Annotated in this window: 12 protein-coding genes; 4 read left to right on the top strand and 8 right to left on the bottom strand. The window is 70.5% G+C overall.

The features are described 5' to 3' along the window. Positions 1-109: 109 nt before the first annotated feature. A complete protein-coding gene (locus tag GPZ80_RS25525; RefSeq protein ID WP_187223631.1) occupies positions 110-715 on the top strand; it encodes a response regulator transcription factor in 606 nt (201 codons plus the stop codon). 19 nt (positions 716-734) lie between these two features. Here GPZ80_RS25525 and GPZ80_RS25520 read toward each other — a convergent pair whose 3' ends face one another. The 5 genes from GPZ80_RS25520 to GPZ80_RS25500 form a co-directional block, all read right to left on the bottom strand. Continuing rightward, entirely contained in the window at positions 735-2,915 is a 2,181-nt protein-coding gene (locus tag GPZ80_RS25520; protein ID WP_187223630.1) for a sensor histidine kinase, read from the bottom strand. 85 nt (positions 2,916-3,000) lie between these two features. After that, positions 3,001-5,325 (bottom strand): sensor histidine kinase, encoded by a 2,325-nt coding sequence (locus GPZ80_RS25515; protein WP_187223629.1) that lies wholly within the window; start codon positions 5,323-5,325, stop codon positions 3,001-3,003. Between the two features lie 73 nt (positions 5,326-5,398). Then, positions 5,399-6,895 (bottom strand): SagB family peptide dehydrogenase, encoded by a 1,497-nt coding sequence (locus GPZ80_RS33830; protein WP_222719855.1) that lies wholly within the window; start codon positions 6,893-6,895, stop codon positions 5,399-5,401. Between the two features lie 15 nt (positions 6,896-6,910). Beyond that, on the bottom strand, positions 6,911-9,172 hold the full coding sequence (locus GPZ80_RS25505) for a TOMM precursor leader peptide-binding protein (protein WP_187223627.1): 2,262 nt from the start codon (positions 9,170-9,172) through the stop codon (positions 6,911-6,913). Then, positions 9,172-9,336 carry a hypothetical protein gene (locus tag GPZ80_RS25500; RefSeq protein ID WP_187223626.1) on the bottom strand — a complete coding sequence of 55 codons (165 nt, stop codon included), beginning with the start codon at positions 9,334-9,336 and terminating at the stop codon, positions 9,172-9,174. Before GPZ80_RS25500 ends, GPZ80_RS25505 begins: the two co-directional genes overlap by 1 nt. A 525-nt stretch (positions 9,337-9,861) precedes the next feature. On the opposite strand from GPZ80_RS25500, the gene GPZ80_RS25495 reads away from it, so the two are divergent. The 3 genes from GPZ80_RS25495 to GPZ80_RS25485 all read left to right on the top strand — a co-directional run bounded on the left by GPZ80_RS25495 (position 9,862) and on the right by GPZ80_RS25485 (position 11,911). Next, on the top strand, positions 9,862-10,395 hold the full coding sequence (locus GPZ80_RS25495) for a hypothetical protein (RefSeq protein WP_187223625.1): 534 nt from the start codon (positions 9,862-9,864) through the stop codon (positions 10,393-10,395). After that, entirely contained in the window at positions 10,392-10,979 is a 588-nt protein-coding gene (locus tag GPZ80_RS25490) for a thiamine pyrophosphate-dependent enzyme (RefSeq protein ID WP_187223624.1), read from the top strand. The genes GPZ80_RS25495 and GPZ80_RS25490 overlap by 4 nt, the downstream gene beginning before the upstream one ends. A 161-nt stretch (positions 10,980-11,140) precedes the next feature. After that, entirely contained in the window at positions 11,141-11,911 is a 771-nt protein-coding gene (locus tag GPZ80_RS25485; RefSeq protein WP_187223623.1) for a helix-turn-helix transcriptional regulator, read from the top strand. A gap of 197 nt (positions 11,912-12,108) precedes the next feature. Here the strand turns inward: GPZ80_RS25485 and GPZ80_RS25480 are convergent, their stop codons facing one another. The 3 genes from GPZ80_RS25480 to GPZ80_RS25470 form a co-directional block, all read right to left on the bottom strand. After that, positions 12,109-12,948 carry a winged helix-turn-helix transcriptional regulator gene (locus tag GPZ80_RS25480; protein WP_246477473.1) on the bottom strand — a complete coding sequence of 280 codons (840 nt, stop codon included), beginning with the start codon at positions 12,946-12,948 and terminating at the stop codon, positions 12,109-12,111. Next, complete coding sequence (locus GPZ80_RS25475) at positions 12,945-13,178, bottom strand: hypothetical protein (protein WP_187223622.1); 234 nt, start codon at positions 13,176-13,178, stop codon at positions 12,945-12,947. The genes GPZ80_RS25480 and GPZ80_RS25475 overlap by 4 nt, the downstream gene beginning before the upstream one ends. Positions 13,179-13,287: 109 nt before the next feature. Beyond that, positions 13,288-16,179, bottom strand: a complete 2,892-nt coding sequence (locus GPZ80_RS25470; RefSeq protein ID WP_222719854.1) for a helix-turn-helix transcriptional regulator — start codon at positions 16,177-16,179, stop codon at positions 13,288-13,290. Between the last annotated feature and the right edge of the window lie 7 nt (positions 16,180-16,186).

The raw sequence follows: 16,186 nt of genomic DNA, 5'->3' as shown, positions 1-16,186 counted from the left end.
ATTCGCCGGTATCGGTGGGAATCCACAGGCGACCAGACGGGCGAAAATCGGACACCGGGAAAGTGGTACAAACAACCATGGCGTGTGCGGGCGAAGGGTGCGTGGAGATGTGATCAGAGTGTTGATTGCTGAGGACATGCACATGGTGAGAGGCGCACTGGTCGCGCTGCTGAACTTGGAGCAGGACGTCGACGTCGTCGCGGAGGTCGCCTCGGGCGACGACATCCTGCCGGCGGCACGCAAATCGCAGGCGAATGTGGCGGTGATCGACATCGACCTGCCGGGCAAGGACGGCCTCACCGCGGCCACCGAACTGCATGAGCATCTCCCCGAATGCCGAACCCTGATCCTCACCAGCCTCGGCCGCCCCGGCACCCTGCGGCGCGCCCTGGCGGCCAAGGTGGGCGGCTTCATCCTCAAGGACGCCCCCGCAGACAAGCTCGCCAACGCGATCCGCGGCGTGGCCGCGGGAAGGCGCGTCGTGGACGGCGACCTGGCCCTGGCCGCCTGGGACGGCGCCGACTGCCCCCTGACGGGCCGTGAGATCGAGGTGCTGCAGATGGCGGCGGGTGGTGCGAACGCGGTGGACATCGCCGCCCGCTTATACCTGTCGGCGGGCACGGTGCGGAACTACCTGACGACCATCGTCACCAAGCTCAACGCCCGCAACCGGGTCGACGCGATCCGGATCGCCACGGAATCGGGCTGGCTCTAGGCCCTTTGCGGGCCAGGACCTAGGCGGGAACCTGGGCGCGGAGTCGGAACCGCCCATCGGCTCCGACTCCGGCGGTCAGCTCCCCGCCGACCGTCGTCACCCGCTCGGTCAGGTTCCGGATCCCGTTGCCCGGGCCCTCGAACGACACCGACACGCCGTCGTTGACGATCTCCAACACGACCATGTCGCCGTGGCGCCGCACGCTGATCTCGCAGTGGCCGCCGCGACTGTGCCGCAACACGTTCGTCACGCCTTCGCGCAGCACAGTCGCCAGCACCGTCCGGACCTCGGCCCGCAGCTCCCCGTAGCGCAGGTCCATCCGCACGTCGACGTTCGCCGCCGCGAGCACCGACTCCACGGACCTGGACTCCTCGTTCAGTGAGAGGTCCCGGTACCCGCTCGCCACCAGCCGGACGTCGGCGAGGGCCAGCCGGGCGATGGAGACGATCTCCCCCAACTCGCTCGCCGCCCGCGCCGGATCGACCTTCATCGCCCGAAAGGCCAGCTCCGCCTTGAGGGTGATCGCCGACAGGCTCAGCCCCAGCAGGTCGTGCAGGTCCCGCGCGAACCGCAGCCGCTCCTGTGCGACGGCCGCGTGGGCGAGAGCGCGTCGGGCGGCGCGCAATTCCGAGACCGAGCCCGCCATCCAGGTGAGCCCGTAGGTGACCAGGCCGGTGATCACCGTGGCGGTCACCGCGAGAAAGACGTCGATCAGCCCGGAGGACCCCTGCGCCCAGGGGACGCTGGCCACGACCGCGACGAAGCCGAGCCATCCCGTGGCCGGGCGGAACACCAGCAGCGCGGTGCCCGCGAGCAGCCCCGGCACGCTCACCCATGCCTGCGGGAACACCGCGAGCGGCAGATAGACCAGGACCGCCTGCACGGCCACCACCACGTACCTCGACGGCGACCCGATCCGGACGCCGGGTCTGCTCACCCACAGCAACTGCAGCGCGACGAGGACGGCCAGGCAGGTCGCGCTGAACGCGAGCACGAGCGGATCGCGTGTCAGGTACAGCAAATGCAGCATCGCGGCGCAGAGGAAGCCGACGAACACAACGTTCATCAGCCCGGTGGCGAGCAGCGCCGCGTAGCGGGGCACGTGCTCGACCTCGTCGGGCGCTGCCGCGAGTTCGGGCCGCCCGCTCACCGGGATCGTCAGGTGCAGGCCGAAGCGGCCGTCCGGGTCGGGGCCCTCGACGAGCGTCCCACCCAGCCGGCGGACCCGGTCGGCCAGGCTTTCCAGTCCCCCGTCGAAGGAGCTTTCCTCGGTGGGACACCGACCGGTGACCCCGTCGTCGACGATGTCGAGGGCGATGGTCCGGCCCGCCTGCCGCATGGTGATGTCGCACCGGGCGACGCTCGTGTGGTGCAGGACGTTGGCGACCCCCGCCCGGAGCACCGCGACGACCACCGATCGGATGTGCGCGGGCAGCTCGCCGTGGTTCAGCTCCATCCGAACATCCACATTGGACGCGGCGAGCAGCGCCTCGACCGTGCGCGACTCCTCGCGCAGCGACAGTTCCCGGTATCCGTTGGCGATCAGCCGCACGTCGGCCAGCGCGTGCCGGGCCACGACCAGGATCTCCCGCAGCTCAGCGCGGGCCTTGTCCGGGTCGGCGGTGAGCGCGGTGCTCGCGGCGGCGCTCTTGGGCCCGATGGCGGCGAGGCTGAGTCCGAGCAGGTCGTGCAGGTCGCGGGCGAACCGGGTGCGTTCCCGGGCCACGGCCACCTTCCCCAGCTCCGAGCGAGCCGCGTGCAGTTCGGTGATCAGCCCGGCCAGCCGGGTCAGGCCGAACACCTCCAGGGCCGCCACCAGGCCGCCCACGACGATGTAGGCGACGTCGAGCGCCGAGTCCGTCAGCGTTTCCTGGGTCCGCGCGGTGATCGCCAGGATGGCGACGAACGCGGTCACCGCCGCGGCGGGCGGCAGCACCAGCAGCACGGTTCCCGCGAGCAGGCTGGGCAGCGCCACCCAGGCCTGCCCGAACTGCTGCGCGGGGACGAAGATCAGGCAGGCCTGCGCGGCCAGCACCCAGTAGGTGAGCGGGGAGCGCGGCGGTCCGCCCGGCCTGCTGAAGTAGCAGACCTGCAGGGCCAGCAGGATCAGCAGCGCGGTCGCCGCGAACAGCGCGACCGAGAACGCCGGCGCCGACTCCAGGACGTGCAGGAACGCGACGACACAGAGTCCGGAGTACACCGCGGCGACGATGGCGCGGGCGAGGAGCGGGGCGAGGAGCGGGCCGGATGCGAAGGTCGCGCGGTGCGTCCCCCACGGAGTTGAGCTAAGCGGGAACCAGGGCACGGAGCCGGAACGATCCGTCGGAGTCCAGGCCCGCGGTGAGCCTGCCGCCCACCGTCGCGACCCGGTCGGACAGGTTGCGGATGCCACTGCCACTGCCGGGTCCGGTGTCGCCGACCCCGACGCCGTCGTTGACGATCTCGAGTTCCACCATGTTGTCGTGCTGGCGCACGGTGATCTCGCACCGCGCGCCCCGGCTGTGCCGCAACACGTTCGTCACTCCCTCGCGCAGCACCGTCGCCAGGACGGTGCGCACCTCAACCGGCAGTTCCCCGTAGTGCAGGTCCATCCTCACGTCGACGTCGGCCGCGGCCAGCACCGACTCCGCCGACCGTGACTCCTCGTTGAGCGAGAGGTCCCGGTAGCCGCTGGCGACTAGGCGGACGTCGGTGAGGGCGAGGCGGGAGATCTCCACGATCTCCATCAGCTCGGTGGCCGCCCGGGCCGGGTCGGCCTTCATCAGCCGCTGCGTCAGCTCGGTCTTGAGGGTGATCGCGGACAGACTCAGGCCGAGCAGGTCGTGCAGGTCGCGGGCGAAGCGCATCCGCTCCTCGGCGACAGCCGCCTCGGCCAGCGCGCGCCGCGCGGCGCGCAACTCCCACACCGACCGGGCCATCCAGGTCAGGCCGCAGGTGACCAGGCCGGTGGTCACGGTGGCGCCGACGTTGTAGAAGATGCTGAGCGCGTCGGCGTGGAAGTCCGCCTGCGCGAACGGAACGCTGAGCACGACCGCGCCGAACCCGATCCAGCCCGCGACCGGACGCAGCACCAGCAGGACGGTGCCCGCGAGCATCCCGGGGATGCTGATCCAGGCGTGGGGGAACAACAGGGCGGGCACGTACACCATCGCGGCCTGGGCGGCGATCACCAGGTATTTGGTCGGCGAGGTGAACCGGGTGCCCGGTTTGCTGACGTAGAACAGCTGCAGTGCCGCCAGTCCCGCCATGCAGAGTCCGCTGACGGTGAGCACCACGGCGTCGCGCGTCAGGTAGGTCAGGTGCAGCAGCGCCGCGATGGCCATCCCGACGAACACGACGTTCATCAGCCCGGTGGCGAACAGCGAGGCGAACCGGGGGATCTGCTCGACCTCGTCTGGTTCGGACTTGGCGTCCGCGTGCTCGCGGGAGACCGGAATGGTCAGGTGCAGGCCGAACCGGCCGTCCGGATCCGGTCCGACGACGAGTTCGCCGCCGAGCGCGGTCACCCGCTCGACCAGGTTCTCCAGGCCGAGGTCGGCGTCCGGGGTGAGCGGGCACATCCCGGTCATGCCGTCATCGATGATGTCCAGCGTCACCGTCCGGCCCGCCTGCCGCAGGGCGATCTCGCACCGCGCCACCCCGGTGTGGTCGAGCACGTTCGCCACGCCCGCGCGCAGGACCGCGACGATCAGCGACCGGATGTGGACCGGCAGCTCGCCGTGGTTGAGCTCCATCCGCACGTCGACGTTGGAGGCCGCGAGCAGCGACTCGACCGTGCGGGACTCCTCGTGCAGCGACATCTCCCGGTATCCGCTGGCGATCAGCCGGACGTCGGCGAGGGCGTGCCGCGACACGGCCAGGATCTCGCCGAGTTCCTTACGCGCCCGGTCCGGGTCTCCTGCCAGCGCGCGGCGCGCGATGGAGCCCTTCGGGCCGATCGCGGCCAGGCTCAGTCCCAGCAGGTCGTGCAGGTCGCGGGCGAAGCGGGTCCGTTCCCGGGCCACGGCCACCTTGCCGAGTTCGCTGCGGGCCTCATGCAGGGCGGTGATCAGACCGCCGAGCCTGGTCAGCCCGTAGAGGTAAAGGGTCACGCCGATGAAGCCGACGGTGAGGTAGGAGACGTCGAGCAGGGATCCGGTGAGGACCCACTGCTTGCCGACGACGATCGCGAGGATCGCGGTGACGGCGGCCCACGCGATCACCCGCGGTAACACCAGCAACGTGGTGGCGGCGAGAAACAGCGGCATCGGCAGCCAGGGGTCACCGAACTCGGACAGCGGCACGAAGGAGACATAGGCCTGGACCCCGAGGGCGGCGTAGCCCATCGGCGAGCGGGCCGCCGCGCCGACACGGCTGAAATAGAACAGCTGCAGCGTGAGCATGACCAGCAGGTATCCGGCGGCCCGGACCGTCGTGCCGACGCTGACGCCCGAGGTGGCGATCTGCAGGAAGGCGAACATCCCGAGGGTGAGGAACACCACGACGGTGATGGCACGAGCGAGGAACGGCGCGATCAACGGGACGCGGTACGAGTCCCCTTTCGGCGCGACCGGCCCCACGAGGCCGTCGTGGCCGCCGGGTAACTCTGCGTGAACGGTGACCGGGTGCATGTGTCCCCCTCGTTGAGCTGGTTTACCCGCGCCCCCACCCGAGCTTGATTCCGGTAGCAGTACTACCGTCCGATTATAGAGGGACACTGTCTGTGTTCCAGTGTCCCCGGCGGTAACCGAACACGAACTCTCCTACTCCGATCTCGGCGGGCCACTCCAGCCGCAGCGCGCTGTCCACGACGTCGCCGGGGTCGATGGCGGGCACACACGCGGCGAGCCCCATCGCGGTCGCGGCGAGACACAACGTCTGCTGCAGCGCACCCACGTGCGTGAGTGTCAGCGAGTACGCGATCCCGCCGTACATCCACGACGACCGCTCGGCGCGCGCGGTCACCGTGATCATCGCGGGCGGCCACTGCGACGTCGCACTGCCGATCATCGCGTAGTCGAGGACCTCGTCGAGTTCGCCCGCGTCGTCGTTGACGAGTGTCAGGCAGTGCTCCTGCGGGTCGAAGTGGAAGATCCCCCGCGGCAGTCCCGTGCAGTTGTGCAGGAGCAGGTAGATCTCCAGCTCATAAAGGCCGTGCACGCTCAGGTACGGGCGGTCGGAGATCTCGTAGGTGACCTCGCCGCCCGCCGACGCGGGCGAGACCGACCGCACCCGCGCGGCCCGGAAGAGCAGCTCACCGACCTGTTCGGCGGTCACCGGCCGGTCGGCGAGCTCCTGGCAGAGGCGGGTGTTCTCGATGACCTCGGTCATCGACGGGTCGGCGGTCGCCAGCGCGGACAGATCGGGCTGGAACAGCGGGTACCGCTCCCCACCGGTCGGCTGCTTGACCAGGGGAGGCGGCGGCACCGACTGCGCGGTGGGGAACACCACCCCGGACAGCCCGCCGTAGCGGCCGAGCCGGGTGCGCGAGTGGAACAGCAGGTCGTGGTGCGACCAGCTGACCAGGTTCGGGTCGGTGTCCTCGACGAAGCGCGGCACCCGGGCGGTCGCGCCGTCGGCCCAGTCGCCGAGCAGCACGATCCCGGCGGCCGCCATGAACGCGACGATGTCGCCGACCAGCGCGGGCTCGAACTCCAGCGCCCTGGTCAGCGCCTCGACCGACGTGGCCGCGCTGAGGGCGACCACGACCCGGGAGGCGATCCGCCGGTGCAGCACCACCCGGTACTCCGCGAGCGGTGACTCGACGACGAGATCGCCGTCGACCGTGCGCAGCGCCGCGAACCGGGACAGCCGGACGGGCCTGGCCGGGTCGACGTCGGCGAAGGTGAACCGGGCCGACCGGGAGATCGGGACGGCCGAGAGCATCGGCCCCTCCCCGGTTCTCGTGCCCAGTGAGTGCACGACGGACCCGGAGAGCCGCAGCAGGACCGACTCCAGCCGGGCCACCTCGTCCGGGGAGCCGCCGCGCGGGCCGAGCACGTTGTCCAGCGACACCGGGCCCAGGCTCATCCTGCGCAGCGACTCCCACACCATCTCACCGGCGTTCTCGATCTTGGTCTCACCCCAGCGGGTGACCACGACCAGTCGATCGTCTTGTGGTTCGCCTTCGACGAGAACGTCTTCTCGCAGCGACCACAGCCGTATCCGGGGATCGGAACGGCGGCCGGGCTCGATGGGCACGATCACACTCGATTCTCAAAGGAACATGGGCAGGGGGTTGAGGTCCTCGTACCGCGTGGGCGCGGCGACCCTGCCCAGTCGGACGGGTACGTCGAAGAGCCGGCCCGGTGCGAACCGGGACCAGAAGTGGCGCAACCCCGGGACGATCACCTTGACCACCGGGAGTCCGATGTCCGGCCGGGTCTGGTCGAGCACGAGCACCGAGTGCCCGGCGTGCTCCACCCGGGCCCGCACTGTCGTGACGTCGACGAGCAGGTCCTCCGACGGGGTGTACCCGTAGTCCCCCGGCACGCGGGGTCGCACCGCGGGATCACGGGTCAGATAGGGCTGGTTGGCCACGGTCGCGGTCCGCCACCAGCGCACGGCATCGGGGTCGTCGCAGTCGTACTCGCCGGGCCGGGCGTCGACCACGGCGGGCATCATCTGGTTGAGCTCGGTCACCGCGCGGCGCAGTGCGACGCACGGGTCGAGGTGGGCGCCGAAGCCCATCATGATGTCCTCCGGGCCGCCGCCGACGCGACGCGACAGCGCGACCATGACCGGGACGCCGAGGTCGGTGGTCAGGTCCAGCGCCCAGACGGCGCGGCCCAGCCGGGCGTGCACCCGCCGGGCCTCGGCGGTCCACTCGTCGTCGAACGCGGCGAGGTCGACGCCGGGCTGCCGGGTGCGGTTGTACCACCACAGGGCCACCGCGTCGCGTTCGACCACTTCGAGAAGTCCTTGCAGGACAGCGTCTTCCAGGCTGCTGCCTGCGGCGCTGCCGTTCGAGTCGGCGGTCATGTAGCCGTTCCCGGGGGCGCCGTAGTAGAGCATCGCGGTCGGCATCAGCCGGTGGCGCTCCTCGGTCATCGACCAGACCGGCGTCCAGTCGAGCACGGCGTCCGGGTCGAACGGCTCGGCGACATGCTGGAACGGCGCGTGCGTGCGGTTCCACGCGGCGCGGTCGGCGAACTGGCGCTCGTCGTAGAGCAGGCAGGTGTTCGGGTGGATCGCCCCCGCGCCAAGGGATCGGAAGCTGCCGGTCACCCGCTCCTCGTCGCCGTGGAAGGTCCCGGAGTAGCGCTCGATGGCCTCGCAAAGGGCGCTCACCTCGGCGTGCACCGGGGTGACGCCCTTGCCGCCGTTCGCCATGCGCAGCATCGCGCGCAGCGTGCCCACGTCGCGCGTGCGCGCGGCGGCGTTGGCGCCGGAGCGGTAGGAGTTGAAGAACGCGGGGCCGCGCGTGTCGCGCTTGATCTCCTTGACGATGCCCGTGACCGGGCTGATCAGGTGGCAGTAGCGGTCGCGGACCTGCTCCGGCGTCAGGGAACGGTGTCCGCCGCCCGTACCCGCCACCTTGCGCCGCGGGGTGAGCCGAACCGGCCGGTGTGAGCGCTCACGCACCACGGCCGGGTCGCCGCAAGCGCGGCACTGCGGGTAGACCGGGATATCGTGGTGGGCGCCGCGCAGGTCGAGGGTGTCGAGCGTCCAGACCTTGCGCTGGCCCGGGTACCGCAGACCGGCGACCCACTTCAGGGCCTCCGCGGCGACCAGGTGCAGGGCCATCGCGCTGGACGCGGGCGTGGCCGCGGCCGGGCTCGACGCGGGTCCCTGGCGGCCGAGTGAGCCCTGCAGGCAGCGCTCGGCGTTGCGGTGGCCCCACAACCGGCGCGCCAGGCAGTGCCAGCACCCGGCCTTGGCGGGCTCGAACACCGGACCCAGCCAGGTCCTCGTGCCGCCCGGTTTGGCGAGCAGCCACGGCACGCCGGACGCCCGGTGCGCGGCGTCGAGGTCGGCCAGCGCCGGGTTCAGATAGTCGTCACAGAGCACGACGCCGACCGTGGCCCGGTCGGCGTCGTCAGTGACGGAGAGACCCGCCGCGCGCAAGGCGGTCGTGGCCGCGTCCGCGTCGAGACCGCCGACGACGTGCAGGCCGACGGTGGCGGTCGTGGTGGCGGCGAACGCGGTGGAGGCGTCGAGGCCGCCCGCGTCCCAGTAGGCCAGGGTGCTCGGGTCCGCGCCTTCGCGCACGGGCCGGAACGTCACCAGGCCCGCCCGGGTCAGCGAGGCGAGCACCCCGCCCGCCTGTTCGCGGCTGACGTCGTCGGGCAGGCCGCCGAGGACCCCCGACAGGTCCCTCGTTCCGTCCACAAGGGACACAACCGACTCGATGGCGGACCCCTTGAGGACGGTGACACCGTCTTCGGAGAACAGGTACACGCCTTCGCCGGCGGCGATCTCGGCACGAAGGTGCCGCCTGAACGCGACCAGCGGCCCCTTCGCGCCGTCGGCGGCCATCAGACCAGCTGCTCAGCCGGGAAGACGGAGGTGAAGCCACCCACGCACGCCTTGGCCACCGGGCTCTGGTCATCCACCCACTGGGTGAACCGGTCGATCCTGAGCTCGGCGGAACGCTCCGCGGGAGCGGCTTCGACGCCGAGGGTGGCTAAGCGGGTGATCATGTTTTCCACGTCGGACTTGACCATCGGGGACTCTCCCAGGTTGTCGCGGTGAATCGGTGGGGATGCCAATTCTGGGAGTCAGCGGTCTTACCCGGCCAGTGTCAGTGTCACCGGCGGTCCATGTCTTTTTCATACCCTGGGTGGACCTGTTTTCACGGCGGCCGTCGTGGTGGCATCACTGTCGGGCGCGCGCCCATTCTGCAAGTGTTCTGGGCGTGCTGGCCGCGATCACCGGATAAGGCAACCCTAACGGCGACGGAGGGAGTGAAGATGTCCGGTCACGCTATCGGAACCGTCCCGACACGCGGGGACCGGGTACCCCCGGTCGATCATCGTTGCGGCCAAATCCACAGGTCATGGCCCACTTCTCCGGCCGGTCCGGGTGCGGCCCGAACGATCGCGCGCATACCGGGCCGATCGCTTTCGAATCGACGGTTTCGCGGTTCCGCCGATATCGCGGATCCGATGGCCTTGAGTTCATCCAGCCGTCATGTTCGGTCAACGGCACACCTGCAGGGAGACAAGATGCCAACTTTCACCCAAGGGATCGACGTCGCGAATGAATTGAGCAAGGAACTGATTGCGGCGGACTTCGGCCCGTTTTACGCGACGCCCTGCGGCATTCTCTCGCCATTGCACCGCACGCTCGACGAACTGGTCGGCGTGCTGACCGTGGCGCGTGAGGACAACGCGGTCGGCATCGCCGTCGGCGCCTCGCTCACCGGGCGCAACCCGGTGGTGCTCATGGAGAACGCGGGTCTGGGGCTGTCGCTGAGCGCGATCGCCTCACTCGTGGTGCCCTACAAGATCCCGATGCTGTTCGTCGTGGACGTCCGGGTCGCCACCGACGAGCAGCCCGGCGCGGCACTGCCCGGCGAGAGCGTGATCCTGCGCAAACTCACCGTGCCGCTGCTCGTCGGGCTGGGCGTCGAGACGTTCGAGTTGGAACCGGACACCCCGCTCGCGGAGCAGGTGAACCTGATCCGGGAGTCCGTACAGGACCAGCGCAGGCCCGCCGCCCTGCTGATCGCCTCCGACACCTCCGGGTTACCGCGATGAACAAGACCGCGGCCATCCAGGCGATCATCTCGGCCACCTCGACCGCACAGCCCGTGGTGTTCACGACCGACTCGACCTGCCGCATCGCGCAAGTCGTCGAGGACCGGCCGAACCACTTCTACCTCACCGCGTCGACCGGCCTGGCGGGCTCGCTCGGCATCGGCATCGCGCTGGAGACCAGGCGCCCCACCGTGATCGTCGACTCCTACAGCAACCTGGTGCGCAACCCGGTCGGGCTGATCACCGCGGGCACCCTCGTCGACCTGCCGCTGATCCACATCGTGCTCGACGACGGTCTCTACGGCTCGGGCCACACCTCTCCCCCGCCGTCGGACCGGGCCGACGTCCTGGCCCTGGCGCGGGCGTCCGGCTACACCGACGTCTCCACCACCACACAGCTCGACAAGTTCACCACCCTGCTGCGCGGCGGACTGGCGAAATGCCACTCGCCGGTGCTGGTGCGCGCGGTGCTCACCCATCCGGACTCGCCGATGCCCTATCCGTCCGATTCCGACCCGGCGATCCACGCGACCCGTTTCCACGCGCACCTGTCGATTCTCGACGACGACGCCCGAGCGGCGTGACTTACGCACAATTATCGGGTGCATATTTCATGTGCGGCTCCGAGAAATCGTCACGCGCACTGATGCGGGAAACACTTGAAAGCGATTCGCGCAACTCTGGACAATGCTTCTTTGAGCTGTATAAACACAGTCGCAGACGTTTCCAGCGAAAGGGAACAGCCATGGACGAGATGGTCGTGCGAGCCGTCGAACGGGCTATCGACACCATGCGGCGTGGCCTCGCCGATCGACTCACCATCGATGACATGGCCAGGTCCGCCATGTTCAGCAAGTTCCACTTCTCCAGGGTCTTCCAGCAGGTCACCGGGGTGTCCCCCGGCCGGTTCCTGTCCGCCATGCGGCTCGAGGAGGCCAAGCGGCTGCTGTTGACGACCTCGCTCACCGTCGCCGACATCAGCCACCAGGTCGGGTACAACAGCGTCGGGACGTTCAGTTCGCGCTTCCGCTCCACGGTCGGCCTGTCCCCGATCTCCTACCGCCAGTTAGGTGGCTCGACCTCCGAATTACCCGAGGACGTCCCGGTTCCCGGACCGGCCCGCACCTCGACGATCAGGGGCCACGTCACCCCGCCGCGTGACGGGCGGGCCGGTCTCGTGTTCATCGGCCTGTTCCCCAGCCGGATGCTGCAGGGCTCCCCGGTCCGCTGCGCGGTACTCGACCAGCCCGGCCCGTACGCGCTCAACGACGTCCCAGAGGGCACGTGGCACGTGCTCGCCCACTCCGTTCCGCCCGGCGCCGAGGAATCCCTCGACCCGGTCCCCTACGTCGGCGCGCACGGCCCGATCACCATCCGCCCCGACATCATCGCCCGCATCGCCGACGTCTCCCTGCACGAGATGCGCTCGTTCGACCCCCCGGTGCTCAGCGCCCTCCTCGACGTCCGCTCCGCCGCCCTCACCCGCCACCGCACCACCCTCCGCCAAGCCGTCTGACCCCGCTTTCCATGCGGTCGCGAGTCCAACGTTCAAGACACTGAGTCCAACGTTCAGAACATCGAGCCCACGTTCCGATTATCCGGAACGTGGGCTTCTGATGTTCTGAACGTTGGACTCAGTGTCTTGAACGTTGGACTCGCGACCGCATGGAAAGAGCCCGGCGCTGGGAAGCGCCGGGCTCTTGGGGTGGGGGGTTAGGTGGTGGCGGAGACGGGGACCGGGTGGATCTGGAAGAGGCTGACGAAGCGGGGGAACAGCGAGGCGTCGCCGGTGAGGGTGACGTGGCCGGTGTCGATGGCCTGCACCGGGGTCATCTCGTTGGTCATCAGCATCTTCAGCGTCGGGCCCGGCTCGACGACGAGGTCGGCGCCCGGCAGGGGCCCGGCACCGGCCTTGAGCACACCGTCGACGACCTTGGCGTGGATGATGACCTCGCCCAGGCGCAGTTCGAAGCTCGCGGTGAGCCCAGCGGCGGCCTCGGCCTGGTAGGTCGAGCGCAGCGCCATGATCATCGAGTTCTCGGTGATGATGTCCTCCGGGCGCGGGTCCTCCAGCGACAGCGCGCCCCACCGGCCCAGCGCCATGACGATGTCGTCGAGCGCGCGACCGTAGTCGGTCAGCTCGTAGGTCATGTCGCCGTCCTTCATGCTCTCCTCGAGCACGCCGAAGTGCTCCATCTCCCGGAGCCGGGCGCAGAGCACGTCGATCGACAGCCGCGGGAAGCCCTCGGCCAGGTCGGTGAACGACTTCGGGCCGACCAGCAGATCCCGGATGATCAGCAGCGCCCAGCGCTCGCCGACCATCTCCACCGCCCGGGACAGGCCGCAGAACTGTCCGTAGGTCCGGCGGGTCATCGACTGCAGCTCGGAGATGATGCCCTCAAGCTGGCTGGACTCCATCGCCTCGAGCACGGCCTCGTCCGGCGCGAGCTCACCCTGCGCGGGCACGGTCCCCGCGGCGGTCAGCCGAAACCGATCGCTGGCGATGGTCACGCCCTCCCGGTCGACGACCAGTTTCCATTGGTTATCCGTCATTTTGTCCGCATCCAATCTGCGTCGTCCCCGCAACCGATGACATTCCCGTCGCCGCAGGCGTAGTCGACGATGGGCTTACTCCGTAGGATTGTTTCTGCGGTGTACAGTTCCATCGTGCTGTCGCGCCGTCCGCGGTGCATCTTCACAATTGCGCCTGCCGTTCCGGCGAAAACAGCGGTGTCCAGCCGAAATCCGCCAAACTCGTCCTCGGCGAGCAAACCCGCGCCCATACCTAAACGGTACTCGCGCCCGGACGCCAACGGTCGTGAACGATTACGGCGCACGAGATGAAAAACGCATGCGCTGCGCATGCGTTTTTCATGAAAAGAACGACAGGCGTTAAGCCTGGTCGCGGAGCAACCGGATCAGCTGGGTGCGCGACCGGATCCCGAGCTTGCGGTAGAGCCGGGTCAGCGTCGCCTCAACCGTCTTGACGCTGACGAAGAGCCGGTCGGCGATCTCCCGGTTCGTGGCCCCTTCGACCACCAGTTCCGTGATCCGGGATTCGCCGGTGGTCAGCGGCAGCGCGGTCGGCGGCGCGGTGTCCGAACCGTCGAGGCGGGAACGCATCTGCTCAGTCTGGTCGGCCCATGGGCGGGCGTGCGCACTCTGGAAGACCTCCGCGGCCGCGTCCAGAGCCGCCCGTGCGGGGGCGAAGCGGCGGCGGAGGCGTTCGATCTTGGCGCGGGTCAGGTAGGTCTTGCCGACTTCCAGCGGCTGGCTCAGCGCGACGAACGCGGCTGTCGCGCGGTCGAGCAGGGCGATGGCGGCGTCGGAGTCGCCGCGGGCGACGAGCAGGTTGGCTTCGGCACGGTCCAGGCGAGCGCTCACCCCGTCGGTGTGCGGCCTCCCGTCGATGGTGGCGCGGGCCTGGGACAGAACGCGGTCGGCGTCGTCCAGTTCGCCGGTGTTGACCAGGCCGATGACCAGGTCGCCGTGCCACCGCAGGATCGACGGGTTGCCACCGGTCGGTTCGGACTCCGCGACCCGGCGCAGCGCGGCGACCGCCTGCGCGGGCTGGCCCGACCGCAGCAGGGCCTGCCCGAGGACATGCAGGTGCCGCCGGACGAACACCCCGTCGGACTCCTGTTCCGAGGCCCGGATGCCGCGTTCGGCGAGGAACTGGGCGCGGGCGACGTTGCCGCCTGCGAGTTCGGCCTCCGCGCTGGCGTGCCAGCACGGGCCGGGACTCATCCGCGCCTCGCCCGCGATCCGCAGCGCGCGGTCGGCGTAGTTCAGCGCGTCCTGGCAGCGGCCCAGGCCCACCGAGACCTCCGACAGCGACCGCAGCACGTGCACGAGTTCCTCAGCCGCGCCGTGTTCGACGAGGGCGAGCATGTCGAGCAGGTCGGAGCGGGCGTCGTCGAGCCGGTCGTCGAAGATCGCGAAGCGGGTGCCGATGTAGCGCGGCGAGAGATGGGTCCAGCCGTCGACGTCGGGTGCGGGCAGCGCGAGGGCGGCGCCGAGCGCCGACCAGCTGTCGGGTCGGCCGATCACCCGGAACTGCAGCGCGATCGCGGCGGCGGCAAGGGCTTCGGTGTTGTGGTCGCCGACCTGCCTGGCCAGTTCGACCGCGCGCTCGGCGTCGGCGATCGCCTTGTCGGAGTCGGCGGCGACCATGGCGGCCCACGACTGCCAAAGGAACAGCAGGGCCTGCGAAGCGGCGTCGTCGCCCGCGTCGGCGATCGCGGCGGCGAACATCTCGCGCATGCCGCCGAGCCCCTGGCCTGCCAGGTGGATCACCGCCATGCGCACCCGGACCCGCTGCAATGGCCGGGCCTCGGCGGCCAGCAGGGCGCGGGCGGCGCGGTTGGCCTGCTCGGGCAGGCCCGCGTTGGCCGCCGCCTCGGTGGCCGCGACCAGCCAGTCCAGTCGCTGGCTGGCGAGGTCGGCGGGCGCGCGGTCGGCGGCGAGGAGGTACAGCTCGGCGGCCAGGTCGCGGGAGCCGCGGCGGATCGCGGTCTCGGCCGCGACGACGAGCGATCGGGCCACCTGGGCGTCCGGCGCGGCGGAGGCGAGCGCCAGGTGGCGGTCGCGCTGGTCGTCGAACGTGACCGCCTCGGCCAACTGCCGGTGTGCCTGCACCCGCTGCTCCGCGTCGGCGAGTTCGGCGACGATGGAGGCCGCGGCGGGCGGGGTGAAGCGGATGTTCTCCTCGTCGGTGACGACGAGACCGGCCTGCACGGCGTGGCGGATGTCGTGGCGGGCGTCGGCCCGGCCCGCTCGCAGCAGCAGGCGGATCGTGGGTCGGGTCGCCAACGCGCACATGAGCAGGGTCTGCCGGACCCGGGGAGCCACCCCGGCCAGCCGCTCATGCACCAGAGCGGCCACCCCGGGCGGCAGCGGTGCGGGGGCGCGCAGGCCGGTGCGCTCGGAGAACGCGCCCGCCAGGGTCAGCGCGAGGTACGGGTTGCCCTCGGAGTCGGCGTGGATGGCCACGGCGGTGCGGGCGGGCAGGCCGTAGGCGTCGAACAGCTCCGCGAGGTCATCGGCGGTCAGCGGCGGCACCGGCAGCCGCAGCAGCGGGCGCGGCGCGAGCAGCGCGGGCGGCACCGGTCGGGGGTCGGCGCCGTCGGCGTCCTCGGCGAGGTCGGTCGGCTCCTCGACCCGGCCCGCCACGACGACTCGCACGGCGCTGCCGGGCAGCCGACGCGCGGCGTAGGCGAGGATGTCGGCCGAGGTGGCGTCGATCCACTGGACGTCGTCGAGCAGCACCAGGACGGGGGCGTCGGCGGCCAGCCCGAGCAGCAGCGAGTGCCAGGCCATGCGCAGCGCGGGCGATCCCTGCGGGTCGACCCGCTCGCCGCTCAGCACGCCTTCGACGGCGCGGCGCTGGGGTTCGGGCAGGTCGGCCACGGCCGTGCTGGGAACTTGGGCGAGCAGGTCGGCCAAGGCGGTGCCGGGGATCCAGCGCTCGTTCTCCGCGCTGGTGGCCCGCAGGACGCGTCCCTGCGTCGCGGCGGCCACCTCGTCGAGCAGGGTGGTCTTGCCGATGCCGCTGGGCCCGGTGAGCAGCACCCCGCCGCCGTCGGCGAGATGGCCCCGAAGGCTCTCCAACACCCGTGCCCGACCGACGATGCGCGCCGCCCGGTCCGCGGACGGGCGCACATCCGCGCTGGGACCTACCTCGCCGTCCACAGCGAAGAGGATATGACGCAACCGCCCGCCACCGACGTTCGGGCATGCCCGAACGATCTCCACGCCGCCCTGGGCGGCCGTCCCGATGTCCACGTCGGCG

This window comes from Actinokineospora xionganensis (assembly GCF_014323725.1).
Taxonomy (GTDB): Bacteria; Actinomycetota; Actinomycetes; order Mycobacteriales; family Pseudonocardiaceae; genus Actinokineospora; species Actinokineospora xionganensis.
Note: the sequence above shows the minus strand (reverse complement) of the source record. Positions and strands in the feature narration are given on the sequence as shown.